Source organism: Enterobacter sp. 118C5 (assembly GCF_034107645.1).
Classification (GTDB): Bacteria; Pseudomonadota; Gammaproteobacteria; order Enterobacterales; family Enterobacteriaceae; genus Enterobacter; species Enterobacter nematophilus.
In genome coordinates, this window is the sequence record NZ_JAWNEU010000005.1 from 99,782 (window position 1) to 117,510 (window position 17,729).

General features: G+C 57.2%; 18 protein-coding genes. 11 read left to right on the top strand and 7 right to left on the bottom strand.

Features of this window, described 5'->3' with window-relative positions:
• The first annotated feature begins 17 nt into the window (after positions 1-17).
• Together UTO39_RS11580 and trmL are read left to right on the top strand one after the other, a co-directional pair.
• A complete protein-coding gene (locus UTO39_RS11580) occupies positions 18-1,358 on the top strand; it encodes an aromatic acid/H+ symport family MFS transporter (protein WP_320727203.1) in 1,341 nt (446 codons plus the stop codon).
• A 45-nt stretch (positions 1,359-1,403) separates the two neighbouring features.
• Positions 1,404-1,877, top strand: coding sequence for a tRNA (uridine(34)/cytosine(34)/5-carboxymethylaminomethyluridine(34)-2'-O)-methyltransferase TrmL (gene trmL, locus UTO39_RS11585; protein WP_320727204.1), 474 nt, complete (start codon positions 1,404-1,406; stop codon positions 1,875-1,877).
• On the opposite strand, the gene cysE is transcribed toward trmL, so the two are convergent.
• From cysE to UTO39_RS11610, 5 genes are all read right to left on the bottom strand, one after another.
• The gene (cysE, locus tag UTO39_RS11590; RefSeq protein ID WP_008502718.1) at positions 1,874-2,695 is read right to left on the bottom strand and encodes a serine O-acetyltransferase; all 822 of its coding nucleotides are present in this window, start codon (positions 2,693-2,695) and stop codon (positions 1,874-1,876) included. The genes trmL and cysE overlap by 4 nt on opposite strands.
• A 75-nt stretch (positions 2,696-2,770) precedes the next feature.
• Positions 2,771-3,790 carry an NAD(P)H-dependent glycerol-3-phosphate dehydrogenase gene (gpsA, locus tag UTO39_RS11595; protein ID WP_320727205.1) on the bottom strand — a complete coding sequence of 340 codons (1,020 nt, stop codon included), beginning with the start codon at positions 3,788-3,790 and terminating at the stop codon, positions 2,771-2,773.
• Positions 3,790-4,257 (bottom strand): protein-export chaperone SecB, encoded by a 468-nt coding sequence (secB, locus tag UTO39_RS11600; protein WP_003860835.1) that lies wholly within the window; start codon positions 4,255-4,257, stop codon positions 3,790-3,792. The genes gpsA and secB overlap by 1 nt, the downstream gene beginning before the upstream one ends.
• A gap of 32 nt (positions 4,258-4,289) precedes the next feature.
• The gene (gene grxC, locus UTO39_RS11605; RefSeq protein ID WP_003860837.1) at positions 4,290-4,541 is read right to left on the bottom strand and encodes a glutaredoxin 3; all 252 of its coding nucleotides are present in this window, start codon (positions 4,539-4,541) and stop codon (positions 4,290-4,292) included.
• Between the two features lie 11 nt (positions 4,542-4,552).
• Positions 4,553-4,984, bottom strand: a complete 432-nt coding sequence (locus UTO39_RS11610; protein WP_014882007.1) for a rhodanese-like domain-containing protein — start codon at positions 4,982-4,984, stop codon at positions 4,553-4,555.
• 246 nt (positions 4,985-5,230) lie between these two features.
• Here UTO39_RS11610 and gpmM point away from each other — a divergent pair, with 246 nt between their 5' ends.
• The 5 genes from gpmM to UTO39_RS11635 are packed head-to-tail and all read left to right on the top strand — an operon-like array spanning position 5,231 to position 11,178.
• On the top strand, positions 5,231-6,775 hold the full coding sequence (gene gpmM, locus UTO39_RS11615; RefSeq protein WP_320727206.1) for a 2,3-bisphosphoglycerate-independent phosphoglycerate mutase: 1,545 nt from the start codon (positions 5,231-5,233) through the stop codon (positions 6,773-6,775).
• Between the two features lie 33 nt (positions 6,776-6,808).
• Positions 6,809-8,068: a murein hydrolase activator EnvC gene (gene envC, locus UTO39_RS11620; protein ID WP_231940812.1), complete on the top strand. Its 1,260-nt coding sequence runs from the start codon at positions 6,809-6,811 to the stop codon at positions 8,066-8,068.
• 3 nt (positions 8,069-8,071) lie between these two features.
• Positions 8,072-9,022, top strand: a complete 951-nt coding sequence (locus tag UTO39_RS11625; RefSeq protein ID WP_320727207.1) for a divergent polysaccharide deacetylase family protein — start codon at positions 8,072-8,074, stop codon at positions 9,020-9,022.
• A 20-nt stretch (positions 9,023-9,042) separates the two neighbouring features.
• Positions 9,043-10,248, top strand: a complete 1,206-nt coding sequence (locus UTO39_RS11630) for a glycosyltransferase (RefSeq protein WP_320727208.1) — start codon at positions 9,043-9,045, stop codon at positions 10,246-10,248.
• A gap of 15 nt (positions 10,249-10,263) precedes the next feature.
• A complete protein-coding gene (locus UTO39_RS11635; RefSeq protein ID WP_320727209.1) occupies positions 10,264-11,178 on the top strand; it encodes a hypothetical protein in 915 nt (304 codons plus the stop codon).
• Between the two features lie 27 nt (positions 11,179-11,205).
• Here the strand turns inward: UTO39_RS11635 and tdh are convergent, their stop codons facing one another.
• On the bottom strand, positions 11,206-12,234 hold the full coding sequence (gene tdh / locus UTO39_RS11640) for an L-threonine 3-dehydrogenase (RefSeq protein ID WP_042717745.1): 1,029 nt from the start codon (positions 12,232-12,234) through the stop codon (positions 11,206-11,208).
• A 9-nt stretch (positions 12,235-12,243) separates the two neighbouring features.
• The gene (kbl, locus tag UTO39_RS11645) at positions 12,244-13,440 is read right to left on the bottom strand and encodes a glycine C-acetyltransferase (protein WP_048996487.1); all 1,197 of its coding nucleotides are present in this window, start codon (positions 13,438-13,440) and stop codon (positions 12,244-12,246) included.
• Between the two features lie 215 nt (positions 13,441-13,655).
• On the opposite strand from kbl, the gene rfaD reads away from it, so the two are divergent.
• From rfaD to UTO39_RS11665, 4 genes are read left to right on the top strand one after another with little or no spacing between them, the layout of a single operon-like run.
• Positions 13,656-14,588, top strand: a complete 933-nt coding sequence (gene rfaD, locus UTO39_RS11650) for an ADP-glyceromanno-heptose 6-epimerase (RefSeq protein WP_320727210.1) — start codon at positions 13,656-13,658, stop codon at positions 14,586-14,588.
• A gap of 2 nt (positions 14,589-14,590) precedes the next feature.
• Complete coding sequence (gene rfaF / locus UTO39_RS11655) at positions 14,591-15,637, top strand: ADP-heptose--LPS heptosyltransferase RfaF (protein ID WP_320727211.1); 1,047 nt, start codon at positions 14,591-14,593, stop codon at positions 15,635-15,637.
• Positions 15,638-15,640: 3 nt separating this feature from the next.
• The gene (gene rfaC, locus UTO39_RS11660; RefSeq protein ID WP_061096626.1) at positions 15,641-16,624 is read left to right on the top strand and encodes a lipopolysaccharide heptosyltransferase RfaC; all 984 of its coding nucleotides are present in this window, start codon (positions 15,641-15,643) and stop codon (positions 16,622-16,624) included.
• Positions 16,625-16,627: 3 nt separating this feature from the next.
• Positions 16,628-17,728: a glycosyltransferase family 9 protein gene (locus tag UTO39_RS11665; RefSeq protein WP_320727212.1), complete on the top strand. Its 1,101-nt coding sequence runs from the start codon at positions 16,628-16,630 to the stop codon at positions 17,726-17,728.
• The last annotated feature ends 1 nt before the right edge of the window (position 17,729 follow it).

Consider the following 17,729-nt stretch of genomic DNA (forward strand, 5'->3'; position numbering starts at 1 on the left):
ACATCAGAGAGGAGCATATGGCCTATTCAGGTAAGGTGGATATTCAGCAGGTAATCGACGAGAGTCCCTTTTCAGGGTTTCACTGGCTTCTTATCGTGCTGGGCTTTCTGGTTCTGGCGATCGATGGTTTTGATACCGCAGCAATGGGCTACATCGCGCCTACGCTGTCGGCAGAATGGGGGATACACAAACAGGATCTAGGCCCGGTGCTGAGCGCGGCGCTGCTGGGGCTGTCGCTGGGTGCCCTGATTGCAGGCCCGGTATCGGACCGGATGGGGCGCAAGCGCGTGCTGGTCTTTTCGTGCCTGTTCTTCGGTCTGGCGAGCCTGGGAACGGCCTGGGCGCAAAGCCTGAATACCCTGACGCTGTGGCGCTTTCTGACGGGTCTCGGGCTCGGTGCAGCGATGCCTAACGCCATCACGCTGATTTCGGAGTTCGCCCCCCAGCGCTGCCGCGCCATGGCGATTAATACCATGTACTGCGGCTTCCCTCTGGGCGCGGCGGGCGGCGGCGCGATCTCTTCCTGGCTTATTCCCCACCACGGCTGGCGAAGCGTGCTGCTGACCGGCGCGATTGCCCCGCTGATTTTAACCGTGCTGCTGGCGCTGCTGCTGCCGGAATCGGTGAAGTTTCTGGTGCAGCGCGGGAAGGACGTCATGCAGGTCCGCTGCATCGCCAGCCGGTTCAGCCGCAGCACGCTGGAGAGCGTTACGGGCTTTTTCCTGGCGGAAGAGAAAGTCGCGTCTAAAAAAGGGAGCGTGGGGCAGCTGTTTTCCATGCCCTGGCTGCCCGGCACCCTGATGCTGTGGGTGACCTATTTTATGGGGCTGGTGATTTACTACGTCCTGCTTAGCTGGATGCCGACGCTGATGCAGGGGATGGGGTATGCCCTGGCGGAATCCGCCTGGCTCACCTCGCTGTTCACCTTCGGCGGCACCGCAGGCATTCTGCTCGCGGGCTGGATGATGGACCGCTGGGAAGCGCACAAGGTGGTCGCAGGGGGATTTGTCCTGACGATGGGACTGATCCTGTTACTCGGCCTTGAGCATAACCATATCGCCCTGTTTGGCGGGCTGATTTTCCTGATGGGGATCGCGATGAACGGCGCGCAGTCGGGCATGCAGACCCTGGCGGCCACCTTTTACCCTACCGAGTGCCGCGCGACGGGCATCGCCTGGATGCAGGGGATCGGCCGCTTTGGCGGGGTGGCGGGCACTATGACCAGCGCCCAGCTTCTTTCTATGCAGTGGCAGGCAGACAGTATTTTAATGATCCTCAGCGTGCCCGCCCTGGTGGCCGCGGCGGCAACCGTCTACAAAATGCTGTATAGCCGCTCGCAGGAACCCGGCGTCGCGTAGTTCCTCTCTTTTCTGCTATTCTGCCCCCGCAATTAAGGGGGCAGCATGCTTAACATCGTTTTATTCGAACCAGAAATTCCGCCGAACACCGGCAATATCATCCGCCTGTGCGCCAACACCGGTTTTCGCCTGCACATCATTGAGCCGATGGGCTTTACGTGGGACGACAAACGCCTGCGCCGCGCGGGGCTGGATTACCATGAATTTACCGCCGTGGTTCGCCATCACGATTACGCCGCGTTTCTGGAAGCAGAGAAGCCGCAGCGCATGTTCGCCCTGACCACCAAAGGCACGCCAGCGCACAGCGCAGTGAGCTATCAGGAGGGTGACTATCTAATGTTTGGCCCGGAAACCCGCGGCCTGCCGGCCACGATCCTGGATGCCCTGCCCGCTGAGCAGAAGATCCGTATTCCGATGATGCCGGACAGCCGCAGCATGAACCTGTCGAACGCGGTGTCGGTGGTGGTGTATGAGGCCTGGCGCCAGCTGGGTTATCCGGGCGCCATTCTCAGAATTTAAATGCCGTCACCATACTCGAAGGTATGGTGAATGCCGTTGAAGTGCTGGTCCATATCCATCGACGGCTTATCGCTGTCTGGCTTACCAACGATGCGCGCCGGTACGCCAGCGGCGGTGGTGTGCGGCGGCACGGGCTGGAGCACAACCGACCCCGCGCCAATCTTCGCGCCGCGCCCGACTTCGATATTGCCGAGAATTTTAGCGCCCGCGCCAATCATCACCCCTTCGCGAATTTTCGGGTGGCGATCGCCGCTGGTTTTTCCGGTACCGCCCAGGGTGACCGATTGCAGGATCGAGACGTCATCTTCAATCACCGCCGTTTCACCCACCACGATGCCGGTGGCGTGGTCGAGCATGATCCCGCGTCCAATCTTCGCCGCCGGGTGAATATCAACCTGGAACGTCACGGAGACCTGGTTTTGCAGGAAAATCGCCAGCGCGCGGCGGCCTTCATTCCATAACCAGTGGCCGATGCGGTACGCCTGCAGGGCGTGGAAGCCTTTCAGGTACAGCAGCGGCGTAGAGTATTTATCCACCGCCGGGTCACGCGTGCGCACGGCCTGGATATCACAGGCGGCAGAGGCGATCATTTCCGGGTCTGCGGCGTAAGCCTCTTCCACCACTTCACGAATGGCGATAGCAGGCATGATGGAGGAAGCGAGCTTGTTGGCGAGCATGTAGCTCAGCGCGCTGCCGAGATTTTCGTGCTTGAGTAGCGTCGCGTGGTAAAAACTGGCCAGCATCGGCTCACAGTCGGCCAGCGCCCGGGCTTCGGCTTTAATATTATTCCAGACGATATCCAGTTCTTCACACGGCATTGCTAACTCCAGACGATAGTATAATGACCAGCCAGTTCTGCGCTGGCTGGGTCATTCAGGTGACAACGGTTCCGACTAGTTACTGCTGCGCTCGTCCTTGCGCGCACGACCTAATAAGGTCAATGCTGCCTCGCGCGCATTTTTTCCGCAATACAATACCTGATAAATTTCCTCGGTTATTGGCATTTCGACACCAAACCGGTGTGCCAACTCGCGAACTTCTTTGGTATTGCGGTAGCCTTCCACCACCTGTCCAATCTTCTCCTGCGCGCTTTTTACATCGCTGCCCTGTCCGAGCATCATGCCAAAGCGGCGGTTACGAGACTGGTTGTCGGTACAGGTCAGCACCAGGTCGCCCAGACCCGCCATCCCCATAAAGGTGGCCGGATCGGCACCCAGCGCTTCGCCCAGACGGGACATCTCGGTTAAGCCGCGGGTAATCAACGCCGTACGCGCGTTGGCGCCAAAGCCAATACCGTCAGACATCCCGGCACCGATGGCAATCACGTTCTTCACCGCGCCGCCCAGCTGCACGCCGATAAAATCGGGGTTGCTGTAGACGCGGAAGCTCTTGCCGCAGTGCAGCAGCTGCTGGAGATCGTCGGAGAAGGTCTGGTCAGTGGATGCCAGCGAGATCGCCGTCGGCAGGCCCGCAGCCAGCTCTTTGGCAAAGGTTGGGCCGGAGATAACCGCCAGCGGGATCTCATCCCCCAGCGCTTCGCGGGCAACGTCCTGCAGCAGGCGTCCGGTTTCCGCTTCCAGCCCTTTGGTCGCCCAGACGATACGCGCATCCGGGCGCATCAGCGGCTTGATCTGATTCAGCACGTCGCCAAAGACATGGCTCGGCACCACAATCAAAATGTTGCGGCTGGCCGCCAGCGCGGTCGCAAGATCGCTTTCCAGGTGCAGGGTGTCAGGGAACGGAACGTCCGGGAGAAACGCCACATTGCAACGGTCGCGCTGCAGCGTGGCGATATGTTTTGGATCGTGGCCCCACAGGACCACGTCGTGACCATTTCTTGCCAGCGTGATGGCAAGAGCGGTGCCGTATGAGCCGGCACCGATCACAGTCATTGACGCATTAACAGTGCTCATCAGGCATCCTGATGTTGTTCGGCACCTTCGCCAGCCTGCTGCTGCAGATAGTTCATGAACAGCGCATCAAAGTTCACTGGCGCAAGGTTCAGTTGCGGGAATGTACCGCGAGAAACCAGGCTGGTGATGCATTCACGGGCATACGGGAACAGGATGTTCGGGCAGTATGCACCCAGGCAATGCGCCATCTGGTTGCCTTCGATGCCGCCGATGGAGAAGATACCGCCCTGCTGTACTTCGCACAGGAATGCAGTTTCTTCGCCCAGAGAGGCGGTCACGGTCACACGCAGTACGACTTCATACACGTCATCCGCCAGCTGGGTGGATGCGGTATCCAGATCAAGTTTAACCTCTGGCTGCCAGTCTTTCTGGAAAACGTGCGGCGCATTTGGCGCTTCGAAAGAGACATCCTTGGTGTAGATACGCTGGATCTGGAAAGTCATTTCGGTGTTGTTTTGTTCTGACATGGAAATACCCTTTTTAATTGTCCTAAAGTCTCTTAGCTCAGCAGCGGATCGAGTCCACCACGGGCGTCGAGCGCATACAAGTCATCACAGCCGCCAATGTGCTGCGCATCAATAAAAATCTGCGGAACCGTCGTACGACCACTACGTTGGATCATCTCTTCGCGTTTGATCGCGTCACCGTCGATCGGCAGTTCCTTGAACGTGACGCCTTTGCTGCTCAGCAGCGCTTTCGCACGGTGGCAGAACGGGCACGTCGCTTTGGTGTAGATCTCAATATTGGCCATGACTGAACTCCTTATTTACCGCGAACCAAAGGAAGATTTTCCCCGCTCCAGCCGGAAATCCCTTCTTTCAGTACCGTTACGTTTTCGAAGCCCGCTTTATAAAGCGCGCTGGCAGATTCCTGCGCCTGCATACCGGTCGCATCCACAACGATAATGGGCTGGGCTTTGTGTTTCTCAAGCTCACCAACGTTGTTGGCTTTGATTTCAGCTGGCAACAGGTTGATTGCGCCGGCAATGTGACCTTTACGGAAATCGTCACGCTGACGCAGATCGACAACGACGGCATCTTCTTTGTTAATCAGACGCGTCGCTTCACCACGGGTGATAACCTTAATCTTAGACGTCAGGCTCTTAAATGTGGTGAACAGCACAGCAGCCAGCAGGCCAATCCACGCGATGCTCAGAACCGGATGGCGGCTAACGAATTGCATAATTTCTTGCATGGAGGGTAACTACTCCCGACTAAGTGATAAAAAAACCAAGACAGGAGTATACCTGTGCGTTCTGGCAAATACAGCCAGCGACCATAACCTAATCCATTTTCTGCGGCATGCCACCTAAAAAAATGCCTCAAAATGGTCCGGTCAGCATCTTGCCCCCGCGCTTTCTTTGATCTTCTGCGGCTATTTGATCGATTCAGCTGTAGTAAAATTACGCAAATTTTGACTCTTGAGCATGAGGTTGTTGCAATGTCGGTTTCTAAAAAACCTATGGTACTGGTGATTCTGGATGGCTATGGCTACCGTGAAGACAGCCAGGATAACGCTATTTTCAACGCAAAAACCCCGGTCATGGATGCACTGTGGGCAAAACGTCCGCATACGCTGATTGATGCGTCTGGGCTGGAAGTGGGCCTGCCGGATCGCCAGATGGGCAACTCCGAAGTCGGCCACGTTAACCTGGGCGCAGGCCGTATCGTGTATCAGGATCTGACCCGTCTGGACGTCGAAATCAAAGAACGCACCTTCTTCGCGAACCCGGTTCTCTCCGGTGCGGTAGATAAAGCCGTTGCGGCAGGTAAATCGGTGCACATCATGGGTCTGCTCTCCGCGGGCGGCGTGCACAGCCACGAAGATCACATCATGGCGATGGTTGAACTGGCCGCTGAACGCGGTGCGGAAAAAATCTACCTGCACGCCTTCCTGGACGGTCGCGATACGCCGCCGCGCAGCGCAAAAGGCTCTTTGCAAGCCTTCGAAGACAAATTCGCCGCGCTGGGCAAAGGCCGCGTGGCCTCCATCATTGGCCGTTACTACGCTATGGACCGCGACAACCGCTGGGATCGCGTTGAACAGGCCTATGATCTGATGACCCTGGCAAAAGGGGAATTCCAGTTCGCGACTGCCGTTGAGGCGCTGGAAGCCGCTTACGCGCGTGATGAAAACGATGAATTCGTGAAAGCGAGCGTGATCCGCGCTGAAGGCCAGGCCGATGCCGCCATGGAAGATGGCGATGCGCTGATCTTCATGAACTTCCGCGCTGACCGCGCGCGCGAAATCACCCGTGCGTTCGTGAATAGCGATTTCGACGGTTTCGCCCGTAAAAAAGTGGTGAACATCGACTTCATCCAGCTGACCGAATACGCGGCAGACATCAAAGCGCCTTGCGCTTACCCACCTGCCTCGCTGGCCAATACCTTCGGCGAGTGGATGGCGAAGAACGACAAAACCCAGCTGCGTATCTCCGAAACTGAGAAATATGCGCACGTGACCTTCTTCTTTAACGGCGGCGTTGAAGAGCCGTTCAAAGGCGAAGAGCGCATTTTGATCAACTCGCCGAAAGTGGCGACTTACGATCTGCAGCCAGAAATGAGCTCTGCAGAATTGACTGAAAAACTGGTCGCGGCCATCGAAAGCGGCAAGTACGACACCATCATCTGTAACTATCCGAACGGCGACATGGTCGGCCATACCGGCGTGATGGAAGCGGCAGTGAAGGCGGTTGAAGCGCTGGACCACTGCGTTGAGCAGGTTGCGAAAGCGGTTGAGTCCGTTGGCGGCCAGCTGCTGATCACCGCTGACCACGGTAACGCCGAGCAGATGCGCGACCCGGCAACCGGTCAGGCGCACACCGCCCATACTAACCTGCCGGTTCCGCTGATTTATGTGGGTGATAAATCACTGAAAGCAGTGGAAGGCGGCAAGCTTTCCGACATCGCGCCAACCATGTTGTCGCTGATGGGTATGCCGATCCCTGAAGAGATGACTGGTAAGCCGCTGTTCATCGTGGAATAATCGCTCCCCATGAGGGGAAAGGCGATTTTTTCAATCACATGGGTCGTGAAGCCGCTTAGGTTATCAGTCAGACCTCTGCTTTGCGCCAGCGCACTCAGCGCTGGCGTATTGCTGTGCGCCGCATCCGCCCACGCGGATGACCGCGACCAGCTGAAATCCATTCAGGCCGATATCGCCGCCAAAGAGCGTGCGGTACGCCAGCAGCAACAGCAGCGCGCCACCCTGCTCGCCCAGCTTAAGCAGCAGGAAGAGGCCATCTCCGCTGCCGCACGTAAGCTCCGTGAAACGCAAAATACCCTCACCCAGTTGAACAAACAGATCGACGAGATGAACGCGTCGATTGCCAAACTGGAGCGCCAGCGTGATGCGCAGGAGCGCAACCTCGCGGCTCAGCTCGATGCCGCATTCCGCCAGGGTGAACATACCGGACTCCAGCTGATCCTCAGCGGTGAAGAGAGCCAGCGCGGCCAGCGCCTGCAGGCCTACTTCGGCTATCTGAACCAGGCGCGTCAGGAGACGATCGCGCAGCTGAAGCAGACGCGTGAAGAGGTCTCCACCCAAAAAGCGGAGCTGGAAGAGAAGCAGAGCCAGCAGCAGACGTTGCTCTACGAACAAAAAGCGCAGCAGGCAAAGCTTGAGCAGGCCCGTAACGAGCGCAAGAAAACCCTGTCCGGCCTTGAGTCCTCCATTCAGGCAGGACAGAGCCAGCTGAGCGAAATGCGCGCCAACGAATCAAAACTGCGCAACAGCATTGCCCGTGCGGAAGCCGCAGCGAAGGCGCGCGCTGAAAAAGAGGCCCGCGAGGCCCAGGCGGTTCGCGACAAGCAGCAGGAAGCCTCCCGCAAAGGGACCACCTACAAGCCAAGCGAAAGCGAACGTTCCCTGATGTCGCGTACCGGCGGTCTGGGTTCCCCTCGCGGTCAGGCCTACTGGCCCGTTCGCGGCACTATTCTGCATCGCTATGGCGAACAGCTGCAGGGTGAGCTACGTTGGAAAGGGATCGTTATCGGTGCGTCTGAAGGTAGCGAAGTGAAAGCCATCGCCGATGGCCGCGTGATTCTGGCCGACTGGCTGCAGGGTTACGGGCTTGTGGTAGTGGTCGAACACGGTAAAGGCGACATGAGTCTTTACGGCTACAACCAGAGCGCGCTGGTCAGCGTCGGCACCCAGGTGCGCGCCGGCCAACCCATCGCCCTTGTGGGCAGCAGTGGCGGTCAGGGCCGCCCGTCACTCTATTTCGAAATTCGTCGTCAGGGTCAGGCGGTCAATCCACAGCCGTGGTTGGGAAGATAAGTTTTGCTTCAGTTTCGTCGAATGGTTCTCTCCGTCGTCAGCGCGCTGGCGCTGGCTGCACCGGTATATGCAGGCAAACTCGCGATTGTGATTGATGACTTCGGTTATCGTCCACACTATGAAAATCAGGTGCTGGCGATGCCGTCAGCCATCTCCGTCGCCGTCCTGCCGAATGCGCCACACGCGCATGAGATGGCAACCAAAGCCCACAATAGCGGTCATCAGGTGCTCATCCATCTGCCGATGGCACCGCTCAGCAAGCAGCCGCTGGAAAAAGATACCCTGCGCCCGGATATGAGCAGCGATGAGATCGAGCGCATCATCCGCGACGCCTACAACAAAGTGCCGTATGCCGTGGGTCTGAACAACCATATGGGCAGCGCGATGACCTCCAGCCTGTACGGTATGCTGAAAGTGATGCAGGCGCTGGAACGTTACAATCTCTACTTCCTCGACAGCATGACCATCGGCAACAGCCAGGCGATGCGTGCCGCTCAGGGTACGGGTGTGAAGGTCATTAAGCGTAAAGTCTTCCTGGACGACTCCCAGAACGAAGCGGATATCCGCGTGCAGTTTAATCGCGCGGTAGCGCTGGCGCGCCGCAATGGTTCGGCGATTGCCATCGGGCACCCGCATCCGTCTACCGTTCGCGTTTTACAGCAAATGCTGCCGACCTTACCCGACGATATCACGCTGGTACGCCCGAGCGATCTGCTTAATGAACCGCAGGTAGATACGTCTCGTCCGGGTAGCGCACAACCTCCCACCACGCAGCCGCGCAATCCGTTCCGCGGCGTGAAGAACTGCACGCTGAAAAAACCGCCTGAACCGGTGCATGCAACCCGCTTCTTCGCGGTCATCAGCGAAAGCGTGAGCCAGAGTACGCTGGTGCAATACTTCCAGCACCAGTGGCAGGGATGGGGTAAAAAAGTCTCAGCGAACCAGTCCCAGTGACAGGCGATTAAGGTAGAACAATGCCGCAACGACACAAAATTTTGCTCCTCGATACCGGTAAAGAGTGGGGAGGAGGCACCAACAGCATGCTCGAACTTCTGAAGCGCATTAACCGCGAGAAGTTCGATATTACCTGCTGTTTTTACAGCGACTACAGCCGGGCCGAAGGGCAAACCATCGGCCAGGTGCTGAACGGCATTGGCATTCCCTTAATTGTGATTCCCCAGCATAAACAGCCCGCATGGGCGAAAATCGCAAAAGAGCTGGGCCGCAGCCTGCTGTTTTTCTCCCGCAGCGCCCGGAAGGCGTTTACGCGCCATATTGATACCCTCTGGCGCATTCGCCCCAACGTCAGCAAGATCGAGACGATTTTTCGGGAAGGCGGTTTTGATACGCTGTACATGAACAACCAGCCAGGCTCTAACGAAGAGGGTTATCTGGCGGGCGCGAAGCTGCATGCGCGGATCATCCAGCACTGCCGCATTGAGCCGGTGCTGACGCCGCCGCTGGTGAAGCTGGTGAATGCCCATGCCACAAAAATCATCGCCGTCTCGTACGGCGTTGAGCGCGTGTTACTTCAGCATGGCGTCCGGCCCGAGCTGTGTACAACGGTCAACAACGCCATCGACATCCACCAGCCTTTGCCCGACCGACGCGCCATGCGCCAGCGTCTGAACATTGATGACGACACCTTTGTGTTCGGCAGCATTGGGTCGCTTATCCCTCGCAAGGCCAACCACCACACGCTGGAGGCGCTGGCCCAGTTCAGCCAGAAGCATCCGCAGGCAAAATGGAAGATGGTGCTGGTCGGTGAAGGGGCTGAACGCGGCGCGCTGGCGGCACAGGCTGACGCGCTGGGTATTGCTGAACACGTGATTTTTACCGGTTTCCAGAACACGCCTTTTGACTATCTCGCCACCTTTGACGCGTTTATTCTGGCCTCGCAGAGCGAAGGCCTGCCCCGCGTCGTGCTGGAAGCGATGCTGCTGAACATTCCCGTCATTGGTTCAAAGGTGACCGGTACGGCAGAATTGATCGATCACGAGTCGACCGGGCTGCTTTTCCCGTGGAGCGATGTATCGAAACTTGCTCAACATCTGGATAATATCTGGCAGGATCCCGATCTGCGCGCCCGGCTCGCCGCGGCCGCGCATCAGAATGTCTGCAACGTGTATGCCATTGAAAGCTATGTTAACGGTGTCGAGGCCGTTCTTGGCGCGCAATAACCAAACGAGAAAAACATGTTTAAATTCCTGAATGCTCGCTACCGCCACATCACCGGGCGACATAACATTCCGTACGCTTCCCTTCCGGTCACGCGCGATCTCGTTGCGGTGGATTCCATCGTGATTCCGTGTACGGGCGCGGATTTCGTAGAAGAAGCGTTGTTGTCAGCGACCTTTGCAGAGCGTTATGCCACCGGCGTCAGCGAAATTGTTATCGTCAGCGATCAGCCTGAATCCGCTTTCGGCGAACTGCCGCCAAAAACCCGCGTCGTTACGCTTACCCTTCCGGTACGCGAGGAAAGTTACCGCTATAAGCAGATCTACCTCAGCCGTCTGGTGAAGCTGAACGCTCCGCTGCAGGCGCGCGGCGAAGGGGTATTGATGATCGACTCCGATCTCAATTTGCTGAAAATGCCTGAAATTAAGGTGGCAGATATGCATCTCTACTCGAGTTTTCGCCAGGGTAAAATGATTGCCAAACTGGACGGCGCGCCATCAGATAAAGTCCCTGCCTATTACAAAGGTATGGTGCGCCCATATCTGGTTGATCATGTTAACAGCGCCTTCCTCGTGGCTACCCAAAAGACATGGCGTCGTATTTGCCCTCTGTGGCTGTCGTTGTTTCAGGATACCTGGGAACTGATGGATGATAGTCAGCCGCCAACCGATCAGCTGCCGCTTACTGCCCTGCTGGACATGCTGGATTTAAAAACGGTTAATCTGGGGGACTGGGTAAACTGGCCGGTATCCAAGAAGATTGGTGGACAAGAAGCCATGATCCCAAAAGAGGTGATTGGCGCGCACGGTGGTTTCCCGCTTTCCGAATGGCAGAAGTATCTTGAATCGCCGGATAATAAGCTGCTGTTTAAAGGTCAGGATTACACCCGCAAGGTGCGTTACCTGACGGACGAAGAGAAAAAGAATCAGTAAAAAAAGGGGCCGCAGGCCCCTTTTTTATTACTTATCCCAGCTCAGGATCACTTTCCCTGACTGGCCGGAACGCATCGCGTCAAAGCCCTGCTGGAACTCGTCGATGGAGAAACGGTGAGTAATAATCGGGGACAGATCCAGACCGGACTGGATCAGCGCCGCCATCTTGTACCAGGTTTCGAACATCTCGCGGCCATAGATGCCCTTTATGAACAGCCCTTTGAAGATAACTTTGTTCCAGTCGATGGACATATCTGACGGCGGAATACCCAGCATCGCGATACGGCCACCGTGGTTCATGGTGTCGAGCATGGTGCGGAACGCCGGTGGCGCGCCGGACATCTCCAGACCCACGTCAAAGCCTTCGGTCATGCCCAGCTCTTCCATCACGTCGGTCAGGCTCTCTTTGGAGACATCCACCGCACGGGTGACGCCCATTTTGCGCGCCAGCGACAGGCGGTATTCGTTCACGTCGGTGATCACGACGTTGCGTGCCCCCACGTGCTTCGCCACGGCTGCCGCCATAATGCCGATTGGGCCCGCGCCGGAGACCAGCACATCTTCACCCACCAGGTCGAAGGAGAGCGCGGTGTGTACCGCGTTGCCGAACGGGTCGAAGATGGAGGCCAGATCGTCAGAGATATTGTCCGGAATTTTGAACGCGTTAAACGCCGGGATCACCAGGTATTCCGCGAAGCAGCCCGGACGGTTTACGCCCACGCCGACGGTGTTGCGGCACAGGTGCGTGCGACCGCCGCGGCAGTTACGGCAGTGGCCGCAGGTAATATGGCCTTCGCCGGAGACGCGATCGCCAATTTTGAAGCCTTTCACTTCCTGGCCGATACCGACCACTTCGCCGACATATTCGTGACCGACAACCATCGGGACAGGAATGGTTTTCTGCGACCACTGGTCCCAGTTGTAGATGTGAACGTCAGTACCGCAGATAGCCGTTTTACGAATTTTGATCAGCAGATCGTTATGACCGACTTCCGGCTCCGGCACGTCGGTCATCCAAATCCCTTCTTCCGCTTTCAGTTTGGATAACGCTTTCATCACACGTCCTCAGGCAATTACGCCCAGCTGTTTACCGATGCGGGTAAAGGCTTCCACCGCACGTTCAATTTGTTCAGGCGAGTGCGCCGCAGACATCTGGGTGCGGATACGCGCCTGACCTTTTGGCACCACCGGGAAGAAGAACCCGGTGACGTAGATCCCTTCTTTCTGCAGCTCGCGGGCAAATTGCTGCGCGACGACCGCATCGCCCAGCATCACCGGAATGATCGCGTGATCGGCACCGGCCAGGGTGAAGCCTGCGGCGCTCATTTTTTCACGGAACAGACGGGCGTTGGACCACAGGCGGTCGCGCAGTTCGGCCCCGGACTCCACCATCTCCAGCACCTTGATGGAGGCGGCCACAATCGCCGGCGCCAGGGAGTTGGAGAACAGATACGGGCGAGAGCGCTGGCGCAGCCACTCAACCACCTCTTTACGCGCGGCGGTATAGCCGCCGGACGCGCCGCCGAGCGCTTTGCCCAGCGTACCGGTGATGATGTCCACGCGGCCCATTACGTCGCAGTATTCGTGGGAACCGCGACCGTTTTCGCCGACAAAGCCGACCGCGTGAGAGTCATCGACCATCACCAGCGCGTCGTATTTATCCGCCAGGTCGCACACGCCCTTCAGGTTGGCGATCACGCCGTCCATGGAGAACACGCCGTCGGTGGCGATCAGCACGTGGCGAGCACCCGCTTCGCGGGCCTCTTTCAGGCGCGCTTCCAGCTCAACCATGTCGTTGTTGGCGTAGCGGAAGCGCTTCGCTTTACACAGGCGTACACCGTCGATGATGGAGGCGTGGTTCAGGGCGTCGGAGATAATCGCATCTTCTGCGCCGAGCAGGGTCTCAAACAGACCGCCGTTGGCGTCGAAGCAGGAGGAGTACAGGATCGCGTCTTCCATCCCAAGGAAGCTCGCCAGCTTTTGCTCAAGCTGCTTATGGCTGTCCTGCGTACCGCAGATGAAACGTACGGAGGCCATGCCGAAACCGTGGGTGTCCATGCCGTTTTTTGCAGCGGCAATCAGCTCAGGGTGATTAGCAAGACCTAAGTAGTTGTTCGCACAAAAGTTGATCACATGGCTGCCGTCGGCAACGGTGATGTCCGCCTGCTGAGCAGACGTGATAATACGCTCTTCCTTGAACAACCCTTCCGCACGTGCGGTGTCGAGGTCGCTGTTTAACTGTTTGTAAAAATCACCACGCATTGCAATTCTCCAGACTCGGCAAATTTCGGCACATATTACCCAAACCTATAGTTCATGACGAGATGACGCAGTATCTCTTCTCGTTTTTGCAGCATAAATCACGTGTAACCCTGCTGCATATCGGTGAATGGCTGAAGGGTCGCCATACTAATGATATGATATGAATATTAGCGTCCGGGATTGTCCCCGGGCTCCACACTTCAAAGGTTACAGTTATGATCATCGTTACCGGCGGCGCGGGCTTTATCGGCAGCAACATTATCAAGGCCCTCAATGTCAAAGGCATCACCGACATCCTGGTGGTGGACAACCTGAAAGACGGCACCAAGTTCGTTAACCTGGTGGATCTGAACATCGCTGACTACATGGATAAAGAAGACTTCCTTATCCAGATTATGGCAGGTGAAGAGTTCGGCGAGATCGAAGCCATCTTCCACGAAGGTGCGTGCTCCTCCACCACCGAGTGGGACGGCAAGTACATGATGGACAACAACTATCAGTACTCCAAAGAGCTCTTGCACTACTGCCTGGAGCGTGAAATTCCGTTCCTGTATGCCTCCTCCGCGGCAACCTACGGCGGCCGCACCTCGGACTTCATCGAATCCCGCGAGTACGAGCAGCCGCTGAACGTCTACGGCTACTCCAAGTTCCTGTTCGACGAGTACGTGCGTCAGGTTCTGCCAGAAGCGAACTCGCAGATTGTCGGCTTCCGATACTTTAACGTTTACGGGCCGCGCGAAGGCCACAAAGGCAGTATGGCGAGCGTGGCATTCCACCTGAATACCCAGCTGAATAACGGCGAGAGCCCGAAACTGTTCGAAGGCAGCGATGGCTTTAAGCGTGATTTCGTCTACGTGGGCGACGTGGCAGCCGTCAATCTGTGGTTCCTGGAAAACGGCGTGTCCGGCATCTTCAACCTCGGCACAGGCCGCGCGGAATCCTTCCAGGCGGTGGCTGACGCAACGCTGGCGTACCACAAGAAAGGCAGCATCGAGTACATTCCGTTCCCGGATAAGCTGAAAGGCCGCTACCAGGCGTTCACCCAGGCTGACCTGACCAACCTGCGCGCCGCAGGCTACGACAAGCCGTTCAAGACCGTTGCCGAAGGCGTAACGGAATATATGGCCTGGCTGAACCGCGACGCATAAGTATGAAGATTCTGGTGATCGGCCCGTCATGGGTGGGCGACATGATGATGTCGCAAAGTCTCTATCGCACGCTCAAGGCGCGTTATCCCCAGGCGATAATCGACGTGATGGCACCCGCATGGTGCCGTCCGCTGCTATCGCGTATGCCGGAAGTGAACGAGGCGATCCCGATGCCGCTTGGCCACGGGGCGCTGGAAATCGGCGAACGCCGCAAGCTCGGTCATAGCCTGCGCGAGAAGCGCTACGACCGGGCGTATGTCCTGCCAAACTCCTTTAAATCCGCCCTGGTGCCTTTCTTTGCGGGCATCCCGCACCGTACCGGCTGGCGCGGCGAAATGCGCTACGGCCTGCTGAACGACGCGCGGGTGCTGGATAAAGAGGCCTGGCCGCTGATGGTGGAGCGCTACGTGGCGCTGGCCTACGACAAAGGGGTGATGCGCAGCGCGAAAGACCTGCCTCAGCCGCTGCTGTGGCCGCAGCTGCAGGTTAACGACGGGGAGAAATCCCACACCTGCAACGCGTTTGGCATTTCGTCTGAACGTCCGATGATTGGCTTCTGCCCCGGCGCGGAATTTGGTCCGGCAAAACGCTGGCCGCACTACCACTACGCCGAACTGGCGAAACAGCTGATCGACGAAGGCTACCAGATTGTGCTGTTTGGCTCGGCGAAGGACCACGAGGCGGGCAACGAAATTTTCGCCACGCTGAGCAACGAGCAGCAGGCCTGGTGCCGTAACCTGGCTGGGGAAACGCAGCTCGAGCAGGCGGTTATCCTGATTGCCGCCTGTAAGGCCGTGGTCAGCAATGACTCTGGCCTGATGCACGTCGCCGCCGCGCTGGATCGTCCGCTGGTTGCGCTATATGGCCCAAGCAGCCCGGACTTCACGCCGCCGCTGTCGCACAAGGCGCGCGTAATCCGTTTGATCACCGGCTACCACAAGGTACGTAAAGGCGATGCCGCAGAAGGCTACCATCAGAGCCTGATCGATATTACCCCGCAGCGCGTTCTCGAAGAGCTCAACGAACTGCTGTTGAGCGAAGAAGGATAACGGATGCGGGTACTGATCGTTAAAACCTCCTCAATGGGCGATGTGCTGCATACTCTACCGTCGCTGACGGACGCCATGCGGGCCATTCCCGGCATCCGTTTTGACTGGGTAGTAGAAGAAGGCTTCGCGCAGATCCCCACCTGGCATGAAGCGGTTGACCATGTGATCCCGGTCGCGATTCGCCGCTGGCGCAAAGCGTGGTTCTCCGCGCCGATTAAAGCCGAGCGTAAAGCCTTCCGTGAAACGGTGCAGGCGCAGCGCTACGACGCAATCATCGACGCCCAGGGGCTGGTGAAAAGCGCCGCGCTGGTCACGCGTCTGGCGCATGGCGTAAAGCACGGCATGGACTGGCACACCGCCCGCGAACCGCTGGCGAGCCTGTTCTATAACCGCCGCCACCACATCGCAAAGCAGCAACACGCCGTAGAACGCACCCGCGAGCTGTTTGCGAAAAGCCTCGGCTATGCGAAACCGGAAGCGCAGGGCGACTACGCCATTGCGCAGCACTTTTTGCGCAATACAGATCCCTGTGCTCAGCCTTATCTTGTCTTCCTGCATGCCACAACGCGTGACGATAAGCACTGGCCGGAAACGCACTGGCGAAGGCTGATTGAACTAATGCAACCCTCCGGTATCCATATTAAACTCCCTTGGGGCGCTGAGCATGAGCGGCAGCGTGCGGAGCGTCTGGCAGCAGGCTTTACCCACGTTGAGGTTTTACCCAAACTCACGCTGGCGCAGGTTGCCGCAGAGCTGGCAGGTGCTAACGCCGTCGTTTCCGTGGATACGGGTTTAAGCCATTTAACCGCGGCGCTGGATCGTCCAAATATCACCCTTTTTGGCCCGACCGATCCCGGCCTGATCGGGGGCTATGGCAAAAACCAGCATCAGATGGCCAGCCCGACTCAGCAAACGAAGGATATCAGCGCAGATGAGATTTTTTCATTTTTACAGGGCAGCCGTTGGCTTTCCAACAGGGATATTTAACCCATGAGTTATGTATTTCTGCTGATTTTACTCTTTCCGGTGAAGCTTCTCCGGAAGCTGTTCCGCAAAGAGACAGGGAAAAACCTGGTCATTCAGACAGCCAAAATCGGCGATTTTGTTAATGCAACGCCTCTACTGGCCTGGCTGCAGAAAAGCGACGTGCTCATCAGCCGCAGCGTGGGTGCGCTGGCGAAGCATGACGAGACGATCGAAGAGATTTTTTTTATCGAGCAGCATAAGCGTAACCTGTGGCGAAAGCTTCGATTTGCCTGCAGGATCATGAACCGCTATGACAACGTCTATCTCCTGCAGCCTAACAGCGTGAATCTCTTTTTCGCCTCCGTTTGTAACGCCAAAAACAAACAATTTTTAAGCACTTACACGCGCAGGTGGTATCACGGGATTTTCTATCTCACCGCCGACGGTACCGTTGAGCACGGCAAAAAAACGCTATCAGTGACCAATTACCTGAAGCTGGCCGACCGTTCGTTGACGTGGCAGGACTCTCCCAAGCACGCCACAAAGCCCCTGTTTAAACCCGCGACTTACCCGGCAATCCTTGATAAACCCGGCGCGATCCGCATTGGCATTAGCGTGGCCGCGGGGAATAAAGCAAAAACCGTTCCGCCGGTCATCTGGAAGCAAATTGCCGATCGTCTCGCCGACCTGCCCTGCGAGTTTTATGTCTTTGGCGCACCGAATGAACAGTCGTGGATGGATGACATCACCCGCGCTTACGGTGAACTGCCCAACTTTATTAATCTGATTGGTAAGTTCTCGCTTGAAGAGCTTCCGTGGGCCATTTCTAAAATGGACTGCTATATCGCATCCGACTCCGGAAATGTCTACATCGCCGATGCAGTGGGAGTGCCGGTCGTCTTACTGTTCGGTCCGTGCTGTCACTATGAGCAGCGCCCGCTTGGCAACGTGCTGCTGATTGGCAACGATGACAATATTTGCTCGTATGTTTTTGAAACTCGTTATTATTTCTCACAAGGCCGGGAAGAACTCTTCGCGGTAACAGATGAATCGCTGGACGAACTCAAACATTTCATTTGCGAACTGCTAACAGCAAATTCTGCCTTTGATGCTCAAGGAAACTAAT